Below are 25560 nucleotides of genomic sequence, written 5' to 3'. Positions count from 1 at the left end.
CTGAAGGCCAATAAACCAACTGATCGCAACGCTTGGAAAACAAAAGAGATCCCGAAGAAAATCCGAGATCTCTTTACCCTGTTAGGTTTGCCCTTGCCACCGCGAGTGTTCCGGGACTAGGTGCATCCCCGGGAGTTTGGGATTAATGCGCCAATGATGGAAGTCCATCACCCGTTTGAACTGACGCTCTGGATTAATGCCAATATTGTCCGCTTTCTGCAGCGTCGACCCAACAGCAAAAGTGCCTTCCATGTAGTTGCCGCCGCCGCCGACAACGGCATTTTTTTCGAGCACAATCGTCTTCAGACCGTTATCAACGGCAGCGGCTCCAGCGGTCATGCCTCCCGCTCCAGCCCCAACAATGACGATATCGGCATCCATTACGTGATCTGCAGCAAGCGCACCGCCAGAAAAACATAAAACTGCCGCCGCTGCCGCTGTGAACTTCCATACTTGCTTCATTTTCCTTCTCCTATGCCCGTTGTCAGGCACAACCCCTTTAGGAATAAAGGGATTGTCGAAGAAGGCAAAAAAACGCACTACCCTCACGCGAGAGTAGTAATTCATACCTAAGGTATGGATTAAGAAAGCATGTTGTGATCCGCAGGCATCAAAACATTTGCCGCAGCCAAGTTATGAGTAAAGACTGCCGCTCAAATGGCTTCATTACATGCCTAAACTTTGAGCAAGTTCGGCCACACTCGCACAGATAGCATCCGGCTGAGCCGGTTCGAGCATCTTCGTCGTCATTGCGCCGTAGCTCACGGCAATGCATGGACAACCGAAAGCATGCGCCATGTAAATGTCATGCGTTGTGTCGCCCACCATGACCATTTCTTCTGCAGACCGTCCCATAGCGACGCTGATGGCTTCCAGCATTGCCGGGTTGGGTTTTGAGGGATTCTCATCGACGGTTTCGGTAGTCGAAAAGCAGTCCGCAAGTCCCGTTTGGGCCAGTACTCGGTTGAGACCGCGGCGGCTCTTGCCTGTAGCCACAGCAAGCTCAATCCCGGAATTTTTTAATTTTTGCAGCAGTTCAACAATACCCGGGAAAAGATGGACTTCAGTCTCAGCCGGTCTATAGCGCTCAGTGTAAAAGCTCCCAAAAGTCGAATAATCCTCTTCCGGGCAGGTCGGAGCAACGATTCGGATTGCATCCCGCCAACCGAGACCGATAACGGATTTCGCCAGACTTGTTGAGGGCACTGGAAGGCCAATCTTTTCACAGGCGTACTGAATGCTCAAAGCAATTGCTGCAGTGGTATCGAGAATCGTACCGTCCCAATCGAACACGACGAGTTTCGGATGAAAAGTCTTAATTTGCTGAGTCTGCGTCATTGAGCGGCCTTTTTAGATTCAAGCGCCGAAATTACGGCCGAGAGTTCTTCTGGGAGCGGTGCAGTAATGTCCACCGGCTCCCCGGTGACGGGATGTGCAAACCGGAGCTTCCAGGCATGCAGAAACATGCGTTTGAGCGGCGCCCCCAACAGCCCGTGCGTACATTCGCGGTTGAAGGCAAAGTCGCCGTACTTGTCGTCTCCGACGAGCGGAAAGCCCTGAGAAAGCGCATGCACGCGAATCTGGTGCGTCCGTCCGGTTTTCAATTCGGCATCAAGATAAGTCACAGAACCGAAACGCTCGAGCACCGTAAAAATCGTATGCGCCGACATTCCTTCAGACGAAGCGCGCACTCTGCGCTCTCCTGAAGGAAGAAGATAGCGCTCTAACGGCACCTTCACATGCTGGCGTTCGTTTACCCAATCGCCTTTTACCAACAGTTTGTAATGTTTTTCGACGCCGCCCTCTTTCATGAGGTCGTGCATACGCACGAGTGCTTTGCGTGTCTTGGCAATCACAATTGCGCCGCTCGTTTCCTTATCGAGGCGATGACACAGTTCAAGCATCGGCTCTTCAGGACGGGTAGCGCGAAGGCGTTCAATCAGTCCATATGAAATGCCCGAACCGCCGTGAGCTGCAATGCCGGCGGGTTTGAGCACGATAAGGATATGCCGGTCCTCGTAAAGTACGGGGAGCACTCCTTGAGCGAGCGGCGCAGCAGGCGGCGTGCCCGCTGGTTTTTGCGCAACGCGCATCGGCGGAATCCGCACAACATCGCCCAGCATGAGTTTGGTTTCGGCTTTGGCGCGCTTTTTGGAGACGCGCACTTCCCCGGCACGAATCACGCGGTAAACATGTCCTTTGGGAACGCCTTTAGCAATACGAAACAAAAAATTGTCTAAGCGCTGACCGTCTGCATCCTCGCCGATCAGCACGTAGGACACACGATCAGCAGGCACCGTCTTCAATTCAGCTGACGGTGTTGGTGTGATTTCCCCAATGAGACTGATTGACATTCGATATAATTTCCGCTTATCGCCGATACGACTCTCAGGAGACGATCGGTGTGGATTGACATGAGACGTGTCGCTGCGCTTTCGATGGGCATTTCCAAAAAAGCGCGCAAAACGTAATTTTCTCATGTTTGGATTGAATTTGGACCGTCGAGACGGCAGCCAAAACTCAGCATTCGGACACGCTTTGTGGAAGCACCGAATCTCTGCTGGGTTGAGGTTATCGGCTCGTCGGGTGATGAAAATTTAACGGACGACGCCATTCTGCCGGCACGCAGCCTGCTGCAGAGGGTTTATGAACCCCTCAGCAGCCTCAGTGCGGCAGAAGGCGGCGTTCTTCAGCTGCAGGCCGATTCAAAACCCTCCGGGATTCGCATCGACCGAAGCTGCAAAGGCAAAAGTTTTTTGTTCGCCATCCGCTTCCCTTTCGGACGCGATGACGCCTCCCGCCGTCCTCGGATCGCTCTGCGAGCGTTCCCCTTGCGACGTGCGCTTGTAAGAGGCTTCACGCGGAAGGACTGCGAGATGTTCAGCAGGAAGACTTCCGTCTCACGCCTTCTCCCGCTCAGCACCCAACGATGCTCGGCGGCATTTTGAAGCTCTGAGAACGCATCGGAAACGCCTGAAGCAGCCTTTTGCAGCGTGCAGAATGCATCCGCCGCTTTCGCGGGCTCCCTCTCTTACGGAGACGGCTCGACGAATAGGCAGCTCCCGTGTGTACGCCATGCGGTCGAGCTCCGCGGCGGATCTCTGCAGTAAATGCCGCATTATCAGCGCGGCGTTTCTGCGGATGATGATGCACGTTGACTGCAAATGGCCGTCTTTAATGATTTCCAAAGTGCTTTCACTGGGCCTCAAGACTTCCCGTCGTCAGCCGACGGGTTGGAATAGAAGTGCCCAGAGATCAGGAACTCACTCTGTATGAATACTCATCCGCCGAAATGAAGTGCTTAAAGGCGCGCAGCCATAAGGAGACGCTTGATTCGACTCCCGCTGCAGCGCGGCTGAAGGCGTTCCCGCGAATCGTCAGGGAGCGGACGGACTAAAAGTTGACTGCCGGCAGACCGTGAGGGATTGAGCCCTTGGCGCCGGAACCGACAAGCTTCAAACCATGCAGCTTGACGGTCTTTCTGCGCTAAGCCGTGACTCTCCCCAAAGCACCTGCTCGTCTAACCTTGATGAGCGAAGTGTGCAGCACATCTGCCGGACGGCGGCGCAGTGTGCTCCTCATTTGGAGAGTACTGCGGGCCGAGCGAAAGCTTCAAACTCGCTCAGCCTCTTCAACGGCGCATCCCAGCGCCATTGAACTCCCCAGAAGATGAAGCGCTTCGCGAACACGCTCCTCCGGCAGGCACGCCTTCATTAGGTCCCTGAACGAGAAGCGAAAAACGTCTTTGCGGCTCTGGTCGCAGCGAAGACTTCGAGGACCACGGCTCCAGCTCACCGCAGGGAGTTTGCACCTCATGAAGCGCATGCTTTTTAACGCCACGCATCCGGAAGAAACCCGCGTTGGCATCGTCGATGGCCAGAAGCTCATCGACATCGATATTGAAACTGCCGGCCGAGAAGCCCGCAAGTCCAACATTTACATGGGCGTTGTAACCCGTATCGAGCCCTCGCTTGAAGCGTGTTTCATCGATTACGGCGAAGAACGCCACGGCTTCCTTCCGTTCAAGGAGATCTCCCGGAGCTACTTTGCTGAAGGTGTGGATGTTCGCCTTGCAACCATTAAGGAAGCGATTCATGAAGGCCAAGAGCTGATCGTTCAGGTCGAAAAGGAAGAGCGCGGCAATAAAGGCGCTGCGCTTACGACCTTCATCAGTCTCGCCGGCCGATATCTCGTTCTGATGCCGAACAACCCGCGTGCCGGCGGTGTCTCCCGCCGCATTGAGGGCGAAGAACGTCAGGAACTTCGGGAAGCGATGGATCGCCTCAAGCTTCCTAACGGCATGTCGACCATTGCCCGTACTGCCGGCATCGGCCGCACGACCGAAGAGCTTCAGTGGGATCTCAACTATCTGCTCAAACTCTGGGAAGCCATTACTGACGCAGCTCGTCCGGTCTACGAATATCCGACTGAAAACGGCCATACCAAGCTGCTGCCGGAAGCTCAGATCAACGGCAAGAAAGGCAAGCGCGCCAACCCCGCACCTTTCTTGATTGTTGAAGAATCGAACCTTGTTGTTCGTGCCATTCGTGATTACTTCCAGCCTGAGATCGGCGAAATTCTGGTCGATACAGACGATATCTACGAACAGGCTCGTCAGTTCATGGCGCACGTCATGCCCGATATGGTTGACCGCGTCAAGCGCTACCGCGACGACATCCCGCTCTTCACGCGCTTTCAGATTGAGCAGCAGATCGAAACAGCCTATTCCCGCACGGTGCCGCTGCCGTCCGGCGGCGCTATTGTGATTGACCACACTGAAGCGCTCGTCGCCATTGACGTGAACTCTGCCCGTGCAACCCGCGGCGCGGATATTGAAGAAACGGCCTTCAAGACCAATTGTGAAGCTGCCGACGAAGTGGCCCGCCAGATGCGTCTGCGCGATCTGGGCGGTCTGATCGTGATCGACTTCATCGACATGGCTGAAGCGAAGAACCAGCGTGCCGTGGAGCAGCGTCTCAAAGATGCCATCCGCTATGACCGCGCTCGCGTACAGACGGCCAAAATCAGCCGTTTCGGCCTGATGGAGCTTTCGCGTCAGCGTCTGCGTCCTTCCCTCTCGGAAGGCAGCCACATCACCTGCCCGCGCTGCAACGGCGTAGGCGTCATTCGAGATACGGAGTCCTGCGCCATTCAAGTGCTCCGCATTCTGCAGGAAGAAGCGATGAAGGAAGGCACGGGTTCTGTCCGTGCTCAGGTGCCTGTTGACGTTGCGACATTCCTTTTGAATGAAAAACGCAACGACATCACCAAACTCGAAGCACGGCACCGTGTGCCCATCGTGCTGGTGCCGAATACCAGCCTGGAAACGCCGCACTATCACATTGAGCGCATCCGTCAGGACGACGAGCGCCTCGAAGTGCAGGAACCGAGCTTCAAATTGGCAGAAACCATTGAGACGGTCGCTGACGACCCGTATGCGCAGAAGTCTCAGGAAGAAAAACCGCTTCGCCCCAAGCAGGTCCCGGTCATTAAGAATTTGATTGAACGCGATCCTGCGCCGGTGCAGACTGCAGAAAGCAAGAAAGCCGAACAAAAGGCAAATGCCGGCCGCGTGAAGCAGCTCCAGCCCGTTGAACCGAAGAAGTCGCTCTTTAAGCGCATCATCGGATTCTTCCTCGGCACGAGTGACAACAAAGCCGAACAGAGCGAAAAATCAGCCAAGACGAATAAGTCTTCGCAGAAAAAGGATCGTGACGGCCGAGCCGACGAACGGCGCCGTGCACGCGGCGCTCGCGGTGACCGTCAGGAACGCGGCGACCGCCGCCGTGCTGCTCGCGGAGAACGACTCGAACGCACGGATCGTTTGGAACGACAGGAAGCTGCAGAGAAGACTGAGAAGACGGAACGTCAGGAACGTACGCGCCGCCAGCGCCCGGAGCGTGCAGAACGTGCAGAACGGACTGAACGTACCGAACGCGTCGAACGTACCGATCGGCAGGAGCGCGAAGACCGCCGCCGCAGCCGCAAGTCGGCTCAGCAGCAGTCGACGGATGTCACGCCGGAAAAACTCACCCTGACGCAGCCTGCCGTCGACCCGGAACTTGCCGCTGCCGAAGCAGCTCCGAGTCAGGATGTGGATGCTGTGGTGACTGAAGCGGTACAGGCTGAAGCCCCTGCCGCCCAGCAGCCTCAGGATGAAGAGCGCCGCTCCCGCCGCCGTCGTCAGCGCCGCCGCCCTGCCGATGAAACGACTGAAACAGCGGCCGCTCCGGAAACGCCCGAAACATCCGAAGCGCCCGAAGCGCCCACTGCTGAAGCTCCGGAAGCTGCAGTTCCCGAAGTCCAGAAGACTGAAGCTGCCGATAGTCAGGAAGGCCTGGAGACGCCTGAAGCAGATGAAGCTGCCGAGAGCGATGCTGCCGATGGTTCGCGTCGCCGCCGCCCCCGCCGCCGCCGCCGCGGCAGCCGCGGAGAAGGCGAAGCCGCTGAAGGCTCGGATGCAGCCGCCGAAACGGAAGCGCCGAAATCGGCTGATGCCGCTCAGGCTTTTGCTGAAGCTGCTCAGCCGACCTGGACGCCGGCTCCGGAAGCGCTCGTGCAGATTGAAACGAAGCCCAATGCTGTTTCTGAAGCAGTTCACGGCGCCTTTGCAGATGCTGTCCCCGCAGCGGATGAAGCCGCACCGGAAAAGAAACCCGCTCGTCCCCGCCGCAGCCGCAAGCCTCGCGCAGAAACAGTGAAGACCGAGGTTCAGCCCGAAGCATCCGCTTCGAGTATTGAGCCCGCAGAAACGCTCGTTCAGATCGAAACGAAGGTTCCGACGAAAGCTGCTCCTGCTGAAGTCCCTGCCGTTGTCACGCCTGCCCCCGTGCCAGTCGTGAGGGCGGAAGCGCTTCCGCAGGTTCCGGTCGAAATTCTGGAACAGGTGGAAACCAAGGTTCAGCCGACGCAGCCGGTCGAAGAGACGAAGGCTGTCATCGAAGCCATAGAAGCGGCCGAACCTGCCGAGGCCGTCGAAACGGTTGAAGTGACTCAAGCCTACGAAGCTCATGAAGCGAAAGTTGATGCGGACACGCCGGCCGTCAGTGAGGGGCTCGCGGCCAATCTCTCTGCCGCAGGTCTGCAGCAGGTAGAAACCAAGGAGCCCTCAGCTGCCACCGGTTATGTGCCGGTTATCCAGCCGGGACGTGCCGTAGCCGCTTCAGCCGTCGTAGAAGATGAAGGCCCGCTCGAGCAGGTTCACACCCGCCCCGAGCTCGTAAAGCCCGTCGACTACGCACCGCAGGCTGCGGCCGGCCGAAAAGTGGAGGCTCCGGTCGACAACACCGCGCAAGAGCATCTCGTGCAGGTGGAAACCACCAAGCATGAATAAATCTAGGTCTTAATCCCAAGAGCTCTTGTCCTGCCCCGAACGCATTTCGCGTTCGGGGCATTTTTTTCATACTTGAATGTCTGTTTCGAACTATTGTGAGACTGATATCAACGGCCGTACGTCGGTCCGAGATTCATATAAAAGCTAAAGAGGAAGATCTATGAATCGAAAACAGTATACTGCCATCGCGTTTGCGCTCGTCGGTGCAGCTGCTTTGTCCGCTCAGGCCGTTGTCGCCAAAGATCTGACAGTTGCCGTCTACTCGGCCTTCACCACGCTCGATCCTTATGATGCGAGTGATACGCTGTCGCAGAACGTAGCCAAGTCCTTCTATGAAGGCCTCTTTGGATTTGACAAAGACATGAAGCTTGTGAATGTTCTCGCCGAAAGCTACGACGTGAGCAAAGACGGTCTCGAATACACGATCAAACTCAAGCAAGGCATTAAGTTCTCTGACGGAGAACCCTTCAATGCGGCTGCGGTTAAGGCGAACTTTGACCGTGTCACCAATCCGGAAAACCACCTCACCCGCTATCAGCTCTACCGCAATATTGAGTCGGTGGAAGTGGTTGATGATGCAACCGTTAAATTTCACCTGAAGGAAGCGTTCTCGGCCTTCATCAACCAGCTCGCTCACCCGTCGGGTGTCATGATTTGTCCGAAGACGCTCGCACTTTCCAAAAAAGAAGTGGCCTTTAACCCCTGCGGCACAGGTCCCTACGTACTCGAGAAATACAATCCCGCCGAGTACTTGGTCGTGAAGAAGAACCCCAACTATTGGCAAAAGGGGCTGCCCAAGCTCGATTCCATCAGTTTCCGTCCAGTACTTGAAGATGCCACGCGCGTTGCCATGCTGCGCACCGGTGAAGCCCAGTTTGTCGACGTCGTGCCGCCCGAGCATGTTGAGCGTTTGAAAGAAACGCCTAATATCGTCGTGGATGCAGCACCTTCGATCGTGCAGCGTCAGATCTATCTCAACAACACCAAGAAGCCCTTCAACGACCTGCGCGTTCGTCAGGCACTGAACTACGGTCTTGACAAGCACGCCATGGTAAAGGTGCTCTACAAGGGCTTCTCCGCCCCGGCAACTGGCGTTGCTCCGGAAGGTATTGACTTCGCCAAGCAGTTTGGCGAATGGCCGTACGATCCCAAAAAAGCCAAAGAACTTCTGACCGCCGCAGGCTATCCCAACGGCTTTACCGCCACTCTTTGGGCAGCAAGCAATTCGAGCGCCAACCAAAAAATGCTCCAGTTCCTGCAGCAGCAGTATGCCCGCATTGGGGTTAAGCTGCAGGTTCGTGCGCTTGAGGCCGGCCAGCGCGTCACGCTCGTGCAGTCTGTGGGGCCCGAAAAGAGCACCTCACAGATGTTCTGCTGGGGATGGTCGGCATCTACCGGAGAACTCGATTGGGTGCTTCGACCCCTGCTTGCCACCTCGAGCTTCCCGCCCGCCAATTCCAACTACGCCTATTACAGCAATCCGAAGCTCGACAGCCTGCTCACGGCCGCGCTGAAGACAACGAACCGTGCCGAAAAGACCAAAATCTATGATGAGGCTCAGGAACTCATCTGGAAGGACGCGCCATGGGTGTTCCTGGTGGTCGATCAGGGGATTTCTGCCCGTTCTGCAAACCTGACGGGCTTTTATTCGCTCAAGGACGGCGGCTTCAATTTCCTGGAGGCTGATCTCAAATAGTCCTTCAAGCCTTTGACGCTTTGCGCTGAACGCGCAAGCGCCCTCACAAAACGGCCGCAGTTCTGGTTCAGCTGGACTGCGGCCTGTTTGGCTAGGTCATCAGTCCGTCACGCAAGCGTATTGAGATAATGCAGCCACACGACGCCGTTCACCAACGGTTCTGCTTCCAAAAGCTTCAGCCGGACACCCTCAGCTGGCGAGAGCTCTTCACTGCCCGCCCAAGAAAAGAGTTTTGCGCTCTCCGAACGGCCGTCCACCGTCGGGCAGACCAGCACCGAAATTTCTTTGATAAGACCGGCGGCTAAAAAGCTGCCGTTGAGGACACCGCCGCCCTCAAGAAGCAGCCGCTTCACGCCAAAGGTTTCTTCGAGCGCGGCAAGCGCTGCCGAAAGTTTTTCGCGTTCAGTGCATTCCGCACCGTCTCCTTGGAAAACGTACGAAACACCCGCACGGCGCAGCCGTGCAAGATGTGCTTCATCGATTTTCGGATCGAGGACAGCCACCACATGTTCGCCGGTCGGCAGGCCGTTCTTTGAAAACTGCAGACGTCCCTTGGGATCAAATACCACTGCGAGCGGCCGATCCTGACGATCGCCCACATAAGCACGCGGCACGCTTTCTCCTCTCCCCCGCATACCGGCAGGTTCCCCTTCCACAACGCCTTGACCGTATTCGGCCATCGTGATGCGTCCGACTATCCAGCCGTCCCCCTGAAGCCGCTTAGCCGTTGCTTCATAAACCTGAGTGAAGTCGACGCGTTCTGCAGGTTTGCTCCAACGCTCGAGCAAAATGCAGCCGTCAAGCGAGGTGATCATGTGGCAGACGATGTCCATAACCTTTCCATATCAATAAGTTGATGAAAGACCAGCGGATTCATCTCCCGCCAATCCGAATAATCTTTGGGAATCCGTGCGGCCTCTCGTCCGGCAATACCTCCGAAAACAATGGCGTCCATCAGGCCGCAGGCGCCGGCATCGCCCTTGCCGTTGAGACCGCCCGTAATTTCACCAGCCGCGAAAAGCCCGGGAATAGGCCGATCATCCACCACGGAGAGCACACGGGATTTCAAATCAATTGCCAATCCGCCGCTGCACATTAAAACCTTCGCAAGAAGCGGTGCACAATACCAAAGCCCCTCCTCCATGAGTTCGGCCTCCGGAGCGATAGGACGTCCCAGTCGGTCTGTGAAACTGCCTGCAGTTCGGCCTTCGCGAGCTGCCGTTATCGCTCGATTGTAGAGTTCCACTTCGACCTTCAGATTGGATAAGGGGATGCCGCAGGCTTGAGCCAAAAGCGCAAGCGTTTCATATTTCTGTACGAATCCGCGGGAAACCAGGAGTTCAACATCGGACGCGGTAAAGACCATGGATCCCGGATGCCGAACGGCACGGGCATCGGCGATAGCGACAACATCCCGATCGGCATTGAGTACGTCAAAGACGCCGTTCGTACGTTCCGCCGTGCTCGACATTTCATTGACGAATCGACGCCCCGTCTGCCGCTCAACCCAAAGTCCCTGCGCCCCGGCGCACCAGCGGCTGAACTGCCAGCTTGTTCCCCATCCTTTTTCTACAGGATTGGCATCCGGAATGCAGGTGATGTACTGCAAATGAACCAGCCAAGCGCCGATGCGGGCTGCCTCTCGGAGCACCTCGCTCGTGCTCCCTGGCTGCGTTGCGGTACCAACATGTTCAGAGAGACGCTGGTTATAACGCTGCCGGAAAGGAGCATCGGCCGCAAAACCGCCGGCCGCCAACACAACGCCGCGGCGAACATTGATGCAACGGCGCAGACCGGTGCGTGTGTTTTCCACTACGGCTCCCGTCACCGCAACGCCGTCATAAGTTTCTCGTGTAATGAGATGCAGGAGTTTTTCATTGACCTCAAACTCAGCATCCAATGTCCGTGCTCGGTCCAAAAGCGGCATCATCAATGCCGCCGCACCGTCGCCCGCCACAATGGCGGATCTCGGCACAGACTGTTCGATTTCTGAACCGACGGCATCCATTACCCAACGAACGCCGATTTCATTGGTAAGCCACTCAAAAGTCGGCAGTGCTTCCAGCGCCAAACATTCAATTCTTCCCGGATGCCCGCAGTAAGCTGATGACATCAGATCATCCGCAAAGTGCTCGGGTGAGTCATCAATCCCCATAGCTCGCTGCATGGGCGACCTTGGTACGGCCAGAGCACCGCGAGAAATGATGGAACTTCCGCCCAAGCTGCCCATTTTCTCAATGACCAGAACGGATGCGCCGGATCGGCGCGCTTCGATGGCAGCCGCTGTTCCGGCTGCGCCGGAGCCGACAATCAATACATCGGTAGTGACTATTTGAAGCCCCTTAATCATCTTCTCCCACTTTGTTCGAGCCTGTGCAGACTCCATACCTGCGGCCCCCAGGCCTAGACCGGCAGCACCGAGCGCTGTATCCGCCAAAAAACGACGACGAGACTGCTGAGCCCGGACATCATGCTTGCTCTTCATGGTGTTTGCCTCACCTTTAAAGCCATTTCAACAGCCCGAACAGCCTGAGCGAGCCCTGCAGCACCTTTAACGCCAAGCTTGCTGCAGGCTTCGCTTCGGTGCACCTGCACCGTCTTCACAGCAATGCCGCCGAGGCGTTCCCCCACTTCTCGGTTGAGAAGTCCTTCAGCCACCAGCTTTGCCACTTCCTTTTCTCGATCAGTAAGCGTATTCCACGCGGCAACCAGCGCTCCGGGCGTACTATCGCCTACGGCACCACGAGATTTAGCCATGGCATCGACAATCGCCTGCAGCAGCCGCGCTCGATCGGCAGTTTTTTGAATAAACGCACATGCCCCGCGGCGCATGGCATCCACCGCCATATCAAGGTCGCCGTGTGCAGAAAGAAAAACAATCGGCAGCGTAATGCCTCGCCGGATCATCTCTTCCTGCAGTTCCAGCCCTGTCATGCCGTCCATCTGAACATCGAGCAGCAGACATCCCGGCCGAGAAGGCGTATCCCCTTTGAGAAAGGACTCGGCAGTCGGATAGACGCAGCATTCGAACCCTTCATGCTTGAGCATGAAAGCGAGCGATTCCCGCATGCGCTCCTCATCGTCAACAATACGAATTAAAGGGGTTTCAGCGGTGGTGGTTTTGTCGAAATTCATTGAGCGTCCTCGCGAGCTGCATTAAAAAGTATTTTTGCGTGCTCAAAGTGCGGAGTGTGATGAGGGATCCTTTGAATCATCAGCCGCCCTTGTCTTTTCCCTCAAATCAATGTCAGCCTTTTTAATTTCAGGCATCCAAACCGGCAGCGTCACATGCACGGCAAGCCCGTGGGGCGCAAGACGCTCAAACGTCAGGCGGCCGACATTATTTTCCGCAAGCGTTCTGACAATCATGAGACCAAGCCCCAAACCGCCCTCTCGTGTCGTTTGGAGCGCAGTACATCCTAATGCTGCAAACGTTTGATCTGAAAGTGCCGGACCATTGTCGGTGATCGTCAGGACCACCGCCGCGACATCTCCGGGCAATGATTCACGGGCAGTTTGAAGGTCAATCATTACCGTCGGGTGATCAGACTTGCGTGCTGCTTCAGCTGCATTGGAGAGCAAATTCACGACAATGAGCTCGAGTTCAAGCGGATCCATCCAGACCTTTACCGATTGAAGCACGCCCGTACGGATCGAAATGCCCCGGCTTCTATTCGTCAGCATGAAGCTCTGCACCGCCCTTTTAACCCCCTGGTCCGCCTCAAGCACCTGTCGATTGACTCTGCCTTGGCTCCAGCTGCGTACGCGATCAATAATCTGCGCCGCGCGCACGGCTTCGTCGTTAATCGACTCCACTGCCTGCGCGACTTCATCGAGCGTTTCAGGTTCATCTTCAATGAGACGCAGCGTCCCTCTTGAAAGATTCTGAATGACCCCCAAAGGCTGCTTCATCTCATGCGCCACAATGGAGGAAATCTGCCCAACCGCTCCAGCACGCTGCAGTGACTCTAAGCGTGCCGAAGCTTCACGCGCCTCGCACTCCGTCTCCTGCTGTTTTTTCCAAGCTTCTTTGAGTTCCCTCGTGCGCAGCCCGACGAGCTTCTCCAGCACAAAGCCGTGCACGCAAAGGCCAGCGATGGAAATCAGGACAATGATGATGGCGGCCTTCCACTCAGACCAAATGCGCGCCAACGTCCATTCACGCAGATATGCGTAAGGGCCGATCCGGAGCGTGCGAAAGAGGTCATCATAGGCCTCCACATTGGGCGACACCGTCCAATGCTGCCCCCAGGCATTAGCTGGTTTGGTGAGCAGCACCGCAGTTATCGCGCGCGCGGCTTCCTGACTGAGTGAAGCAGTGGAAGCCAGCATCCATCCAGGATATGCAGGCGTGGAATGCCGGCAATGCAGGCCGTCGTCTTTGCGTTCATCGAGCACCCGCAGCTCTCCATAGGCGCCTCGCAGCCCTGAGCGCTCGAGCTCTTCGAGAAAACAGGCACGCAGAATACCGGCATCGGTTCGTCCGGAAAGGACATCCGTCACTACCGCCCGCATACGTAATCGCGGCTCCCGCAGCTCCTGTCCGAAAAAATGATCCGGATCGAGGCCAATGCGGACAACTTCACGCTTGAGCTCAAGTTCCCCGGGACTCACTTCATCACGCACCAGCGAAACACTCCGTCCCTTCAGATCTGCGAGTGTCTTAAGATCCTCTCGATCTCTGCGCACAATGACGGCCGCTGCAGCAGACTCTTCCGCATCGACCGCCGCATCCGACACAATGCTCGCCACAAAACGGTTCATGAGCGGCCGCTGAGCAAAGAAAAAGAATGATGCAGGAGCAACCGCCAAATCTATTTCTCTCGCCTCCATTCGGCGCATCAGATCGCCCGTTCCCAAGTAGTCGGTTGCAAAGCGAAACTGGGGCAGCTTCCAAGCGAGCCACCGCACGGATTCATCAACAAAAGAGCCGTCATACCAAGGCGGCGAATGTGTGAGCACCCCTAAGCGGATAACAGGATGCAGTGTCCTATCCCCTGCGCCTTGCGTCAGCTCGGCTTCGGCAGCCGCGGCACTCTCGCTCGCATCTTGCATTTGAGGCGGCAGGACGTCAGCGTGCACAACGCCCCCCGCCGCTCCGAGCGATATCGCCAGAGCAGCTGGTAAAAGCAAATGAACAACAACGGTCTTCAGTACCAAAGGCAGACGGATAGCGTACGGCATATGCCATTGAGTTTAGCGCTGAGAAGACGGCTGAAAATAAGCTGCAATCAATCGAACACAATCTTCGTTCTTAAGCAAATGTCTTAGGAGGTATTTGGAGGAACAATGCGTTTCGTGAACAGAGGGCATCTGAAGAACAAAGATCTTCGAGACGCCTGATGATCTCATTCAATTGCTGAGCATGTTTCTGAGACTAAAAACATGCTCCTGAAGGAGAAGAAAATGGTTGAACTTAATCGCCGTACGTTCCTCAGTGGTTCTGTCGCGGCCGGCGCCGTTGCGCTTTTCGGCACTGAAGCCGCTCATGCTGCTGGTGCCGTCAAGCTTCCCGCAAAATGGGATGAAACGGCTGATGTCGTCATTGTTGGTTCTGGTTTTGCAGGCCTTGCTGCAGCTATTGAAGCCAAGAAGGCTGGTGCTTCTGTAGTTGTTCTTGAAAAGATGGCAACGGTAGGCGGCAACTCCATCATTAACGGCGGCATTTTGACTGCAACCGGCTGCCCGCAGCAAAAGAAACACGGCATTAAAGATTCGCCCGAACTTCTGGCTCACGACATGCTCGCTGCCGGCCTCTACCTCAACAATCCTGAAAAGGTGAAGCTCGTTGCCGACAACGCCCTTTCGAACTACGAATGGACGGTCAATGAACTCGGTGTCGAATACAACCCGGATGCCATCGGTCAGGAAGGCGGCCACAGTGTTCCGCGCTACGTCTTCACGAAGAACGGTTCGGGTTCGGGCATTGTCTCGAAAGAAGTCGAAAAACTGGAAAAACTCGGCGTCAAAGTCCGTACGCGTACTTATGTAAAGCATGTTCTGCGTGACGATACGGGTCGTGTTCTGGGTCTTGAAGTGCTCGAAGGCTATCGTTTCCCGAAGACCGGCACGGGCAAGACCAAGTTCATCCGCGCCAAGAAGGCCGTCATTCTTTGCTACGGCGGTTTCTCGCGCGACGTTGAATACCGTACGATGCAGGATCCGAAGCTCACGGCAGCGCTCGACAGCACGAACCAGCCGGGCGCAACGTCAGAACTCTGGCGTGAAACGAGCCGCATCGGCTGTGCGCAGGTTCAGAACGACTGGATTCAGTGCACTCCGTGGAACAACCCGAAGGAAAAGGGGATGGGCATCGGCTGGACGTTTGCTCAGTCCGGCGCTGCTGAATACGGCCTCTGGGTTGCCACTGACGGCAAGCGTTTCGTGAACGAACTGGCTAACCGCAAGGTTCGCGCTGACGCGATTATGGTTTTAAAGGGTGAAGGCAAGAGCGCTGTTGCTATCTGCACGAAGCCCAACCTCAAAGCCTTTGAGGAAGCTCGTCCCGGCATGCTCCAGAAGTTGCTCGAGCAGCAGATCATTAAGGAATATAAGAGCCTTGATGAAATTGCCGCCGACTACAAGATGCCTGTCGACACGCTGAAGGCTACGGTTGCTGAATTCAACAACGCTGTAGAGACCAAGAGCGATCCCGCATTCGGCCGCTACATCAACAACGAACAGACGCCGCTGGCTGAAGGTCCGTGGTACGCCGCTGAGATGAGCCCGAAGGTTCACCACTGCATGGGCGGCCTGGTTACTGACCTGCAGTGCCGCGTGATCGATGTTGTCGACGGTAAGCCGGTTCCGGGCCTCTTTGCTGCCGGTGAAGCTACTGGCGGCGTGCATGGTGCTGTGCGCCTCGGCTCCTGCGCCATTCTCGACTGCCTCGTGAACGGCCGCATCGCCGGTCAGCAGGCAGCAAAGGCCTAATCGGCTTGACGCTCAGGATTTGAGGCGATGTTATTGATGTTCCGTTTTCTCTATTGGAACATCCTCTTCGGACAATAAACCGACACACCTCAACACCCCTTGCTAAGAGCGGCGGGCCAATGAACCCGCCGCTCTTTTTTAAATATGAAAAAGACCCTTATTGCGCTTGCCTTCGCGCTTGCAGCACTTCCTTTCGCAGGGGATGCGGCAGCCAAAGGCTTTGCTGATTACCATACCGAGACCCTGAAGCTTCCCTGCACGACGTGTCATGCGACCAAGGATGAAATGCCGACGACGGACACCTGCATCAAGTGCCACCCGAAGGACAAGCTCGTTGCTTCCACCAAAAACGTGAAGCCCACTAACCCCCACACGTCGCCGCACTACAACGCTGATCTGGACTGTGTAAATTGCCATGTCGGTCACGAGCCCAGCGAGAATTACTGCGCGCAGTGTCATAACTTTGACTTCAAAGTGCCTTAACCGCGGAAAGCGCTTTGAGTGCTAGCCGTACCTACCTCAAAAAAAGGTCGGGATATATGCCGGTTGTCTGAGATTGGATAACCGGCATTTGTTTTTCGCGGGCAATAGAAATGGGGGATTGCTGAAGCCCCAGTGCAATGGCTTGCTTCAGCGATCACTATTAAACCCATAACCGTAATTTCGCATTAGAAGCACTCGATCCTCAATTTGAAAAGGTGATCAGATCTTTTGCAATAGATCACAAGTGATTCAGGTCAACGACGCTGCGGCTGTCATATACACCAAAAGCTCAGTGCTTTTGCGGATGTATCAGCAAAGCAGCGATCGTACACTAGGTGGTATACCACCTTGGTTGCTGGAAGATCCCTTCAGCAGCAGGTAGTGAACCCGATGGAGAAACGAGTGAAAGTTCTTAAATTAACGCCGCATGACAATGTCGGCACTGCACTGCAGGATCTAAAGAAAGGCGATACTTTCCAAATCATTCTGGATGGGAAAGTAATTGGTGAAGATACCGCAAAAACTGAAATACCCTTCGGATTTAAAGCAGCGTTAGGAAACATTCCTGCCGGGACGAATATTGTCAAATACGCTCATGTCATCGGCAGAGCCTCCATCGATATCCAGTCCGGTGAACTGGTTCACGTACACAATATTGAAGGCACCCGCGGACGCGGCGATCTGAATCAATAAATCCACGGAGGGTATATGGATTTTTATGGATACATGCGGCCGAATGGAAAAGCCGGTGCGCGAAACTACGTTCTTTTACTGCCGGTTAATCGTTCGCTCAATTTCATAGCTTCCAATGTTGAACGCATGACCCGAAACACTCGTCATTTTGAGATTCCTGCTGAAACCGGACGCACAGAAGTTGACCGTGAAGTCATTGCACGCACACTGATCGGCTTAATGAATAATGCCAACGTAGGCGGTATCGTCCTGCTGGCGGTTAAGTCCGGCGCGGGTTCTGCCTACAAAAACATGTGTGCGGAGCGTTTTGAAGAAGAAGCCCGAAAAACCGGCAAGCCACTCCGAATCGTTTACCTCACCAATGTTGGCGGCTCTTACAACATGCTGGGCGAAACGCTTCGCTTGACACGCGAGGTTCTGCTCGAAGTTTCTGACTTCCGGCGTGAAAACTGCCCATTAAGCGCCCTCACCCTCGGCGTCAAGTGCGGCACCTCCGATGCCACCTCAGGCATTGCCGGCAATCCTTGTGTCGGCGCTGCTTTTGATCAGCTGATTCGAGCTGGCGGCACTGCATTCTTCTCAGAAACAACGGAAATTATCGGTGCGGAAGACCTCGTAGCCAAACGGGCAGTGAATGAAAGCGTAGCTAAAAAAATTCTTTCTGCCGCTAGACATTGGGAAGATAAAGCTAAAGCGACCGGCGAAGATATTCGCAAAATCAACCCCATACCTGCCAATATTGCAGCCGGCATTTCCAGTCTAGAAGAAAAATCTTTGGGGGCCATTGCAAAAAGCGGCACATCTCCCATTCAAGATGTCCTGAAGTACGCTGAGATGCCAAAGGGATCCGGCCTCTATTTCGTCGACTCCTGGATGTCGTCCTTGTCTCTGCCGCTGTGTCTGACGGCCTGCGGTGCAACCATCATGCTCTATCAGATGGGCGGCGGAAAGATTGCTCAGCACCCAATGATGCCTTCCATTAATCCAACGGTGGTCTCCCCTTTCCTTTATCTGACGGGCAATGCTGTTGCTTATAGCCGTGCTCCAGATAATTTCGATTTTGATGCCTCGTCCATTATGACTGAAGGAGCATCAATACCTGAAATGGGAACAAAGCTTCTTGAACATCTTTCAGCCATTGCTTCGGGCACCATGACTAAGATGGAAACGCTCAATTATGCGGAACAGCTTGAGCTTTATATGGAAGGACCTGTTCTTTAATACATTCTCCTGAATACATCAAACTAAAAACACAGCTTCATATCCGAGCGAAGTTGTGATTGGGTTATTTTCTTCATCGGAAAATAATCCAAAGATGGCTCTATCCATCTTTTCAGACCTCGATACTCCTCTTTGGCGTATCGAGGTCTTTCTTATATCCATTTACAAAAAATTGATACTGACAAAATTCCTGCAGACGAACTGTGAAAAATGACAATAAAACGGAAGCCTTTTCAAACTGCGGCAAAAGTTTATTATGCTTTTCATTTATTGAAGACAATAAAAACTCCCGAAAACTACCTGCTCTTACAGCAGATAGTTTTCCGGGAGTTCGGTTTGCTTTGTGTGTTGAATGATCTTTTAGGACGTCAGCCGCAAAAGACCATCCTCACATCAAAGAAGCACCTTACTTGTTGCAGCACTTCTTGCAGCAGACCGGCGTCGGATGAATCATCTTCGACGGATCAACGTACTGATCAAACTGCTCAGCCGTGCAGAGCTTGAGGTCAAGCGCCGCTTCCTTCAGGCTCATGTCGTGAGCATGAGCGTACTTGGCGATCTTCGCAGCATTGTCGTAGCCCACGAGCGGCGAAAGCGCCGTCACGAGCATGAGCGAACGGGTCATCAAGTCATGCAGACGCTGTTCGTTGGCCGTGATGCCGACGACGCAGTGGACCTCAAACGACTTCATGACGTCCGCGAGGTTGCGGATCGACTGGATGAGGTTGTAGGCAATAACCGGCTTGAAGACGTTAAGTTCAAAGTTGCCCTGGCTTGCGGCGAAATTGATCGCTGCAGCATTGCCCATCACCTGCACGGCCACCATCGTTACAGCTTCGCACTGCGTCGGGTTGACCTTGCCCGGCATGATGGACGAACCCGGTTCATTTGCCGGGATATTGATTTCGCCGAGACCGCAGCGGGGGCCGGAAGCGAGCCAGCGAATATCGTTGGCGATCTTCATGAGGTCAGCAGCAAGACCCGCAAGTGCGCCTTCAAGGAAGCAGACTGCGTCATGGCTCGTGAGGGCGTGGAACTTGTTGGGCGCATCCTTAAAGGTAAGACCCGTCTTCTTCGTGAGGCATTCCGCAACCTTGGCGCCAAAGCCTTCGGGCGCATTGATGCCGGTGCCGACAGCCGTACCGCCGATAGCGAGTTCACGGCAGGGTTCAAGCGCAGCAACAAGATTTTCGCGGCTGTGCGTGAGCATCGAAGCGTAACCCGAGAATTCCTGACCGAGCGTCAGCGGCGTAGCGTCCTGCAGGTGCGTACGGCCGGACTTAATGAGATCCTTGAATTCTTCGCTCTTGGCGTAGAGCGCCTTTTCGAGCTCTTCCAAACGCGGCAGGAGGTAGTTGGTGGTCTCCACAACGGCCATGATCGAGAGGGCCGACGGGAAAGTGTCATTCGACGACTGCGACATATTCACATGATCGTTCGGATGCACCAACTGGTCCTTGGGCAGATCCTTCTTGTCACGGAAATTGCCGCCGAGAATCTCGATGGCGCGGTTGGCGAACACTTCGTTCATATTCATGTTCGACTGCGTGCCCGAGCCCGTCTGCCAGACGACGAGAGGGAAATTGCCGTCAAGCTTGCCCTCAAAGGCCTCGTCCGTCGCCTGAATGATGGCGTCGGCACGGCGGTCGTCTAACTTGCCGAAAGCACGGTTGGCTTCGGCACAAGCACCCTTCAGGAGCGCAAACGCGCGAACGATCTGCACCGGCATCTTTTCAATGCCGATTTTGAAGTTCTCATAGCTGCGCTCGGTCTGAGCGCCCCAGTACTTCTCGTTCGGAACCTTCACTTCGCCCATCGAGTCTTTCTCAATGCGGAACTGATCCATGGTGTTCTCCTTTCTCTTCCTGTAAGAGGCAATCGAAAATTGGTTCATGAAGACAACAGGGAATCTCTCTCAGTCCCAAAGATGGAACCGGATGATGGCGGAGACCGCAATGCCTTCACTTAGCGCGGACAATGATAATGAATTAGCAATCCTTTGTGCGTAGTGCCTTGTACCTCCGGGGTAAAAGAAAAGAATATTTGATATGGGGATTACACCCACGGAAGAGATTTACACAATGGTCTTAAGTTTGTTGACATTGGTACGCAACGGAATGTAAATCGGGCAGAGATCTAAACTTTCATCTCAAATAATAAATGAATTCATTTAAACAAATAAGTTGTTCAAATATATATTTATTAGGGTTTATATCTACTCATTTCAAGTTAGTGACTGTTTTTAGTCATCGAGAAGGACTCAACCTCTCTAAAACCCGTTAACTGCGCGGCAAACCCACGTTTCGCAATCCTTGCCGTTAAATGCAAACTTTCTAAGTTATGAGGCATGTCAAATTGTGTAAAGCACATAAACATCCTAAAACAGCCCATTAATTTAACGATATTTCATATAGTTAAATTGTTTACTCCATTTTCTTGGATTCAATCATTGAATTTTGCTTTTTCTCAATGAGGGGGTGATATACTGGTATACTAATAGGTGATTGAGACCCCAGAGACATGCACTCTCAACCACCGATTTCTTCTAAATGGAGACCTGCAATGGCGACTCTTGAACTTCCATACGAGAAGGTCTATGACCTCCTGCATAAATGCTGCACAAGCATTTCTCCCGACGTGCTCTACTTGATGAAGCGCGCGGCGGCAAAAGAGACCAACCCTGAGGCAAAAACCTTTTTGGAAACAATGCTCAAGAATGTTGAGCTCGCCGGTCAAATGGACAAACCCGTTTGCCAGTCTCCCGGTTTCCCTTCTGTTTGGATTCGCTGGGGTGAGGCGATGCAGCCTAACCTCACGAACTTGATGGGAAACATTACCCAGTCGGTCATTGAAGCTACAAAAGCCGGCTACATCCGTCCTTCCATTGTTCATCCGCTGACCCGCCACAATCCGGGCGACTCTTCCGGACGCGGCGTTCCGAATTACGAACTGCGCTATGAGAAGGATCTGCCTTACTGCGAAATCATCGTCAGCGCGAAGGGCTGCGGTGCTGAGCTCCCGAACGTTGCCAAGATTTTGACCCCAGCCACCCTGGGCAAGAACTACAAGGGTCTCAAGCAATTGGTGCTCGACACGATCTGCGGCTCCAACGGATTCATGGGGGCTCGCGGCTATCCCTGCCCGCCGTTCTCAATCGGCATTGGCCTGGGCGGACAAATGGACGTGGCGGCAAAGCTCTCTCGTGAAGCCATTTCGACCCGCAACTGGCTCGATCACAACCCTGATCCGCTCTTTGATGAACTTGAACAGGAACTCCTCGCAGACATCAACAAGCTCCAGAACGGTCCCGCTGGTATCGGCGGCGATACAACCGCTCTGGCGGTGAAGATTGGCTGGGCTGCCACCCACACCGCCATTTGCCCGGTTGTCATCAACTTCCATTGCTGGGTTGCTCGTCGCTTCGGTATCCGTTTCTACCCCGACGGCCGCACTGAACAGCTCTTTCAAGCAGGAGAATAACAATGGCCGTATACGAACTGACGCTGCCCCTTGATGATGCAACAGTTGAAAAACTCCAAGTCGGCGACATTATTTATTTGAATGGGCAGGTCTGCACTGCTCGAGACATTGCTCACCTGAAGCTTCGCGAGCTCGCCGACGCCGGCAAGCCTTTCCCCGAAGACCTTCGCGGCGGTGCGCTTTTTCATGCCGGTCCAGTCATGAAAAAGGATGCTCAGGGGAAGTGGTACCTGAGCGTCATTGGACCGACGACCTCTATTCGTATGGAACCGCATGCCGACTTTGTGGGCCAGCAAGGCGTCAAGGTCATCATCGGCAAGGGCGGCATGGGCGATGGTACCAAGGCTGCGCTGCAGAAATATAAGCAGGTTTACGTTCAGGCCTGTCCGGGCTGTGCAGTTGTCCTGGCAGCAGGCATTGTCGGCACGAAAGAACCTCACTGGTTTGAGCACGGCATGCCGGAGGCCATGTGGCCGCTTCAGGCAAAGCATTTCGGACCGTTCCTCGTCACCATGGACTCGCACGGCAACAGCCGCTATGACAAGGTACGTGACTACGCACAGAAGGTCGAAAAAGAAATCCTAGCGACCAAGTAGTCTTTCCGAATTGATGAAATTCATCCTTCGTAGTTGATGATGAGTGAAGGGGGAAAAGTCGCTTTGTCGTGTTTTTCCCCCTCTTTTTTTGAGGATTGCTATGACTAATCAAACCTGGTCCCCCTCCAAAGCTTGCGCAGATTTTGTTGCAGACCTTCAGTATGCGGATATTCCAGCAGCTGTCATTGACACCATGAAGCGCGACACCCTGGATTGGATCGGCTGCGCTGTCGGCGGTGCTGCAGATCGCTCTTCCCAACCGATCAAAGCCGTAGCTGACGTGCTCGGCGGCAATTCTCAAGCGACATCCATCGATTGCGGCCGCCGAAACGTTGTGCTTGCCGCCATGTCAAACGCTTACTTCGGCCATATTCTGGAAATGGACGATGTTGACCGTGACAGCATCAGCCATCCCGCTACCCCGAATTTAGCCGCCGCCTTTGCTGCAGCTGAATTCGCCGGCAAACAGGGTAAAGACGTACTGCTCGCAGCCGTATGCGGTTTTGAAATCATGCTCCGCATCGGTGCCGCCATCACGCCTGCTCACTACAAAATCTTTCATACGACAGCGACTACAGGCGTGTTCGGCGCAGCGATGGCTGCCGGCAAACTGCTCGATCTCGATGCCATTCAGCTCAACTGGGCATTAGGCAACGCCGGCACAATGTCGGCGGGCTTGTGGCAGTTCCTGCCCGACGGCGGCATGAGCAAATTCCTGCATACAGGAGCGGCTGCCGGCAACGGCATCCTGGTTGCCATGCTTGCCAAAAACGGCTTTAGCGGTGCAACCCACATTCTGGAAGGCAAACAGGGGTTCTTTGCCGGTTATGCCCGTCAGGAAGTGTGCTATGACCTCTTCAAGGACTTCGGCGAAAAATGGCGTGCCGGGCTCATTTCCTTCAAGCCCTATCCGTGCTGCCGGCACACCCATTCTGCGATTGACGCTGCACTCGATATTCGCCGGCAAGCCGCAGGCCGCGGCTTAAAGACCATTCGTCTGCTGACCTACACAACGGCCAACACCGTGGCGGGCACCCGTTCGCCGGCGACCGGCCGTCAAGCCAAATTCAGCCTGGCGTACTGCGTCGCCTCCACGCTCTTAAGAGGCGTGCCTACGGAAACGTCCTTCTCGGATCAATCCGTGAATGAGGCCGATGTAAAGGCTCTTGAGCGTCGCATAGAAGTGGTCGAAGACACCGAAATCAATGCCTGCGTGCCTCGCAATTGGCCCTGCCGCATTGAAGCCGTCACCGACGACGGACAGGAACTCCATGCCCAGATCTGGAATCCGACGGGAGACCCGGAAAACACGCTTTCCTGGGACGGCGTCGCGCTTAAATTCCAAGCCATGACTGACGGCATTATTCCGGCCGCCGTACAGGACGAAATTATTGAGCTTTGCAAACATTTCGAGGATTTAGATAAACCCTGCTTAATCTTCGAAAAAATAAATACTTCCTTTACGAGAAAGTATTAATTAAACGCCCTACCCCGAGGGGCGCCAAACAAAAACCACCAAGGAGAATCAATAATGGAAAAAGATAAATTAATAAAGATGCTAATAGGGTTTTTGCCTCTATTACTGCTCTTTTTAGACCCTCCGGAAGGCATGGACCCCAAGGCCTGGGGATTATTCCCGTTCTATGCCGGCGCTATTTTGATGGTCATGCTTCGCCCTGTCGGTGAAGCCACCGCGCTCGCTATTTTCCTGGGCCTTTATGCCGTCATAATGCGCGGCCATACCGTGGCGCTTTCCGGCTTCGCACTGACGATGACGTGGCTCGTTGTCGGCGCCTATATCATCGCCCAGGCCTTCCGAGATACCAACCTCGGCAAGCGCATTTCCTTCTGGATGATCCGCATCTTCGGACGTTCGACTTTGGGGCTCGGGTATGCGGCAGCCTTTGCCGATTTCATCATCGCTCCGGTAACGCCGTCCAATGCGGCGCGCACCGGCGGCATCATCTATCCCATCTTCCTCAGCGTCGCGGAATCTTTGGGTTCGTATCCAGACAAAAATCCCCGGGGCTTTGGCGCCTACATTTCGGTTCTGCTTTATGTGGTGACTATGTGTACCGGCATCACCTTCCTAACGGGATATGCCGCCAATACCGTCGCTTGGGCGCTGGCTGATCAAATGCTGGGACTGCACATCACTTGGCTCCAGTGGACGACTGCATTTATTCTGCCCGCGGGCATCGTGCTGCTGATCGCGCCATACGTCATGTATCTGATCTACCGGCCCACTCTGACCAAGATCGATAATGTGCGAATTGCCAGGGAAGGCCTTGCGGCCATCGGCCCCATGAGCAGCAAAGAAAAAATTCTTCTCTGCCTATTCGTCCTTGCCATTATCGGTTGGGCCACCTCTTCTTATACGAAAATCAACTCCACTGCCGTGGTTCTGGGCTTCATCGCCGTCTGCCTGATGACCAATGTCCTCAAGTGGAAGGATATTGCCAAAAACAGCCAAGTTTGGACGACCTTGATGTGGTACGGCGGCATTCTGGGGCTGGCCGGCGCCATGAACCAATTCGGCTTCTTTAAATGGATGGCAGAACAGCTTCAGCTCTATGTGGACTTTTCATCCTTCAGCCACGTCGCACTGCTCTTCACTTTGGTCGCTGCCGGATCCGTCTGCCGATATCTCTTTGTGTCCTGCGGGGCGTATATGGCCTCTGTGCTTCCGGTGCAGTTCACTATCGGCTTGGCAGCCGGTCTGCCTGCCTGGGACATGTTCCTCGTCTTTCTAATGTGCGGCGTTATGGGCGCCATCCTGACGCACTACGCGAATGCTGCCGGCCCCGTTCTGTTCGGCGGCGGGTATGTCAGCGTTAAGACTTGGTGGCTCATAGGTTTGTTCTTTACGCTTCTTAGTTACATAATCTTCGCACTAGTCGGTGTTCCTTATTGGTCAATGCTGGGTCTATTTACCTCTCTCTAATGCGTTTACATTAGAAAAGGAGGCGGCCCGCTGTTTAAACAAGTAGGCACCTCCTTTATTTACTTAATAACCCATCCGCACTTGTAACCCAAACTCCCGGAGTACTAGATCTTTAAGGGGTTGAGGCTCATCAAATCAGCCTTGAATGTTATTTAGCTCATTCTGAAATTCCTGCAATTTT

Annotated in this window: 18 protein-coding genes; 10 read left to right on the top strand and 8 right to left on the bottom strand. The window is 54.5% G+C overall.

Going from position 1 to position 25560, the window contains the following annotated elements; translation table 11 throughout:
- Positions 1–81: 81 nt before the first annotated feature.
- The 3 genes from DES29_RS10640 to DES29_RS10630 form a co-directional block, all read right to left on the bottom strand.
- Positions 82–462, bottom strand: a complete 381-nt coding sequence (locus DES29_RS10640; RefSeq protein ID WP_236578839.1) for an FAD-binding protein — start codon at positions 460–462, stop codon at positions 82–84.
- 204 nt (positions 463–666) lie between these two features.
- On the bottom strand, positions 667–1338 hold the full coding sequence (locus DES29_RS10635) for an HAD family hydrolase (RefSeq protein WP_005430604.1): 672 nt from the start codon (positions 1336–1338) through the stop codon (positions 667–669).
- The gene (locus DES29_RS10630) at positions 1335–2354 is read right to left on the bottom strand and encodes an RluA family pseudouridine synthase (RefSeq protein WP_016473887.1); all 1020 of its coding nucleotides are present in this window, start codon (positions 2352–2354) and stop codon (positions 1335–1337) included. Before DES29_RS10630 ends, DES29_RS10635 begins: the two co-directional genes overlap by 4 nt.
- Before the next feature lie 1460 nt (positions 2355–3814).
- Here DES29_RS10630 and DES29_RS10615 point away from each other — a divergent pair.
- Together DES29_RS10615 and gsiB are read left to right on the top strand one after the other, a co-directional pair.
- On the top strand, positions 3815–7333 hold the full coding sequence (locus DES29_RS10615) for an Rne/Rng family ribonuclease (RefSeq protein ID WP_113854871.1): 3519 nt from the start codon (positions 3815–3817) through the stop codon (positions 7331–7333).
- Positions 7334–7493: 160 nt separating this feature from the next.
- On the top strand, positions 7494–9029 hold the full coding sequence (gene gsiB / locus DES29_RS10610) for a glutathione ABC transporter substrate-binding protein GsiB (RefSeq protein WP_021995294.1): 1536 nt from the start codon (positions 7494–7496) through the stop codon (positions 9027–9029).
- Positions 9030–9136: 107 nt separating this feature from the next.
- Here gsiB and DES29_RS10605 read toward each other — a convergent pair whose 3' ends face one another.
- From DES29_RS10605 to DES29_RS10590, 4 genes are read right to left on the bottom strand one after another with little or no spacing between them, the layout of a single operon-like run.
- Entirely contained in the window at positions 9137–9862 is a 726-nt protein-coding gene (locus DES29_RS10605; protein WP_021995293.1) for a dihydrofolate reductase family protein, read from the bottom strand.
- The gene (locus DES29_RS10600; RefSeq protein ID WP_113854870.1) at positions 9841–11514 is read right to left on the bottom strand and encodes an FAD-dependent oxidoreductase; all 1674 of its coding nucleotides are present in this window, start codon (positions 11512–11514) and stop codon (positions 9841–9843) included. The genes DES29_RS10605 and DES29_RS10600 overlap by 22 nt, the downstream gene beginning before the upstream one ends.
- Entirely contained in the window at positions 11511–12164 is a 654-nt protein-coding gene (locus DES29_RS10595) for a response regulator transcription factor (protein WP_005430597.1), read from the bottom strand. Before DES29_RS10595 ends, DES29_RS10600 begins: the two co-directional genes overlap by 4 nt.
- Positions 12165–12206: 42 nt before the next feature.
- The gene (locus DES29_RS10590; RefSeq protein WP_021995291.1) at positions 12207–14213 is read right to left on the bottom strand and encodes a sensor histidine kinase; all 2007 of its coding nucleotides are present in this window, start codon (positions 14211–14213) and stop codon (positions 12207–12209) included.
- A 222-nt stretch (positions 14214–14435) separates the two neighbouring features.
- On the opposite strand from DES29_RS10590, the gene DES29_RS10585 reads away from it, so the two are divergent.
- The 4 genes from DES29_RS10585 (at position 14436) to DES29_RS10570 (ending at position 18359) form a co-directional block, all read left to right on the top strand.
- Entirely contained in the window at positions 14436–15962 is a 1527-nt protein-coding gene (locus DES29_RS10585; protein WP_021995290.1) for a flavocytochrome c, read from the top strand.
- A 144-nt stretch (positions 15963–16106) separates the two neighbouring features.
- Positions 16107–16445, top strand: a complete 339-nt coding sequence (locus DES29_RS10580) for a cytochrome c3 family protein (protein ID WP_005430593.1) — start codon at positions 16107–16109, stop codon at positions 16443–16445.
- 402 nt (positions 16446–16847) lie between these two features.
- On the top strand, positions 16848–17138 hold the full coding sequence (locus DES29_RS10575; RefSeq protein ID WP_005430592.1) for a UxaA family hydrolase: 291 nt from the start codon (positions 16848–16850) through the stop codon (positions 17136–17138).
- Between the two features lie 15 nt (positions 17139–17153).
- The gene (locus tag DES29_RS10570) at positions 17154–18359 is read left to right on the top strand and encodes a UxaA family hydrolase (protein ID WP_016473877.1); all 1206 of its coding nucleotides are present in this window, start codon (positions 17154–17156) and stop codon (positions 18357–18359) included.
- A gap of 406 nt (positions 18360–18765) precedes the next feature.
- On the opposite strand, the gene fumC is transcribed toward DES29_RS10570, so the two are convergent.
- Positions 18766–20205, bottom strand: coding sequence for a class II fumarate hydratase (fumC, locus tag DES29_RS10565; protein ID WP_016473875.1), 1440 nt, complete (start codon positions 20203–20205; stop codon positions 18766–18768).
- Positions 20206–20921: 716 nt separating this feature from the next.
- Here fumC and DES29_RS10560 point away from each other — a divergent pair.
- From DES29_RS10560 to DES29_RS10545, 4 genes are all read left to right on the top strand, one after another.
- Positions 20922–21839 carry a fumarate hydratase gene (locus DES29_RS10560; RefSeq protein WP_005432666.1) on the top strand — a complete coding sequence of 306 codons (918 nt, stop codon included), beginning with the start codon at positions 20922–20924 and terminating at the stop codon, positions 21837–21839.
- Between the two features lie 2 nt (positions 21840–21841).
- On the top strand, positions 21842–22435 hold the full coding sequence (locus DES29_RS10555) for a FumA C-terminus/TtdB family hydratase beta subunit (protein ID WP_021995622.1): 594 nt from the start codon (positions 21842–21844) through the stop codon (positions 22433–22435).
- Positions 22436–22535: 100 nt separating this feature from the next.
- Complete coding sequence (locus tag DES29_RS10550; RefSeq protein WP_021995623.1) at positions 22536–23912, top strand: MmgE/PrpD family protein; 1377 nt, start codon at positions 22536–22538, stop codon at positions 23910–23912.
- 54 nt (positions 23913–23966) lie between these two features.
- Positions 23967–25379: a DASS family sodium-coupled anion symporter gene (locus tag DES29_RS10545; protein WP_021995624.1), complete on the top strand. Its 1413-nt coding sequence runs from the start codon at positions 23967–23969 to the stop codon at positions 25377–25379.
- Positions 25380–25560: the final 181 nt, after the last annotated feature.

Origin of the sequence: Sutterella wadsworthensis (genome assembly GCF_003315195.1) — a bacterium.
GTDB lineage: Bacteria > Pseudomonadota > Gammaproteobacteria > Burkholderiales > Burkholderiaceae_F > Sutterella > Sutterella wadsworthensis.
The sequence above is the reverse complement of the archived record's forward strand: the minus strand, read 5'-3'. Positions and strand labels throughout refer to the sequence as shown.

What these genes read in the sequence shown, in the direction of transcription:
- DES29_RS10640 (WP_236578839.1), bottom strand. Translation starts at nt 462, where the DNA reads ATGAAGCAAGTATGGAAGTTCACAGCGGCAGCGGCGGCAGTTTTATGT.
- DES29_RS10635 (WP_005430604.1), bottom strand. Translation starts at nt 1,338, where the DNA reads ATGACGCAGACTCAGCAAATTAAGACTTTTCATCCGAAACTCGTCGTG.
- DES29_RS10630 (WP_016473887.1), bottom strand. Translation starts at nt 2,354, where the DNA reads ATGTCAATCAGTCTCATTGGGGAAATCACACCAACACCGTCAGCTGAA.
- DES29_RS10615 (WP_113854871.1), top strand. Translation starts at nt 3,815, where the DNA reads ATGAAGCGCATGCTTTTTAACGCCACGCATCCGGAAGAAACCCGCGTT.
- gsiB (WP_021995294.1), top strand. Translation starts at nt 7,494, where the DNA reads ATGAATCGAAAACAGTATACTGCCATCGCGTTTGCGCTCGTCGGTGCA.
- DES29_RS10605 (WP_021995293.1), bottom strand. Translation starts at nt 9,862, where the DNA reads ATGGACATCGTCTGCCACATGATCACCTCGCTTGACGGCTGCATTTTG.
- DES29_RS10600 (WP_113854870.1), bottom strand. Translation starts at nt 11,514, where the DNA reads ATGAAGAGCAAGCATGATGTCCGGGCTCAGCAGTCTCGTCGTCGTTTT.
- DES29_RS10595 (WP_005430597.1), bottom strand. Translation starts at nt 12,164, where the DNA reads ATGAATTTCGACAAAACCACCACCGCTGAAACCCCTTTAATTCGTATT.
- DES29_RS10590 (WP_021995291.1), bottom strand. Translation starts at nt 14,213, where the DNA reads ATGCCGTACGCTATCCGTCTGCCTTTGGTACTGAAGACCGTTGTTGTT.
- DES29_RS10585 (WP_021995290.1), top strand. Translation starts at nt 14,436, where the DNA reads ATGGTTGAACTTAATCGCCGTACGTTCCTCAGTGGTTCTGTCGCGGCC.
- DES29_RS10580 (WP_005430593.1), top strand. Translation starts at nt 16,107, where the DNA reads ATGAAAAAGACCCTTATTGCGCTTGCCTTCGCGCTTGCAGCACTTCCT.
- DES29_RS10570 (WP_016473877.1), top strand. Translation starts at nt 17,154, where the DNA reads ATGGATTTTTATGGATACATGCGGCCGAATGGAAAAGCCGGTGCGCGA.
- fumC (WP_016473875.1), bottom strand. Translation starts at nt 20,205, where the DNA reads ATGGATCAGTTCCGCATTGAGAAAGACTCGATGGGCGAAGTGAAGGTT.
- DES29_RS10560 (WP_005432666.1), top strand. Translation starts at nt 20,922, where the DNA reads ATGGCGACTCTTGAACTTCCATACGAGAAGGTCTATGACCTCCTGCAT.
- DES29_RS10555 (WP_021995622.1), top strand. Translation starts at nt 21,842, where the DNA reads ATGGCCGTATACGAACTGACGCTGCCCCTTGATGATGCAACAGTTGAA.
- DES29_RS10550 (WP_021995623.1), top strand. Translation starts at nt 22,536, where the DNA reads ATGACTAATCAAACCTGGTCCCCCTCCAAAGCTTGCGCAGATTTTGTT.
- DES29_RS10545 (WP_021995624.1), top strand. Translation starts at nt 23,967, where the DNA reads ATGGAAAAAGATAAATTAATAAAGATGCTAATAGGGTTTTTGCCTCTA.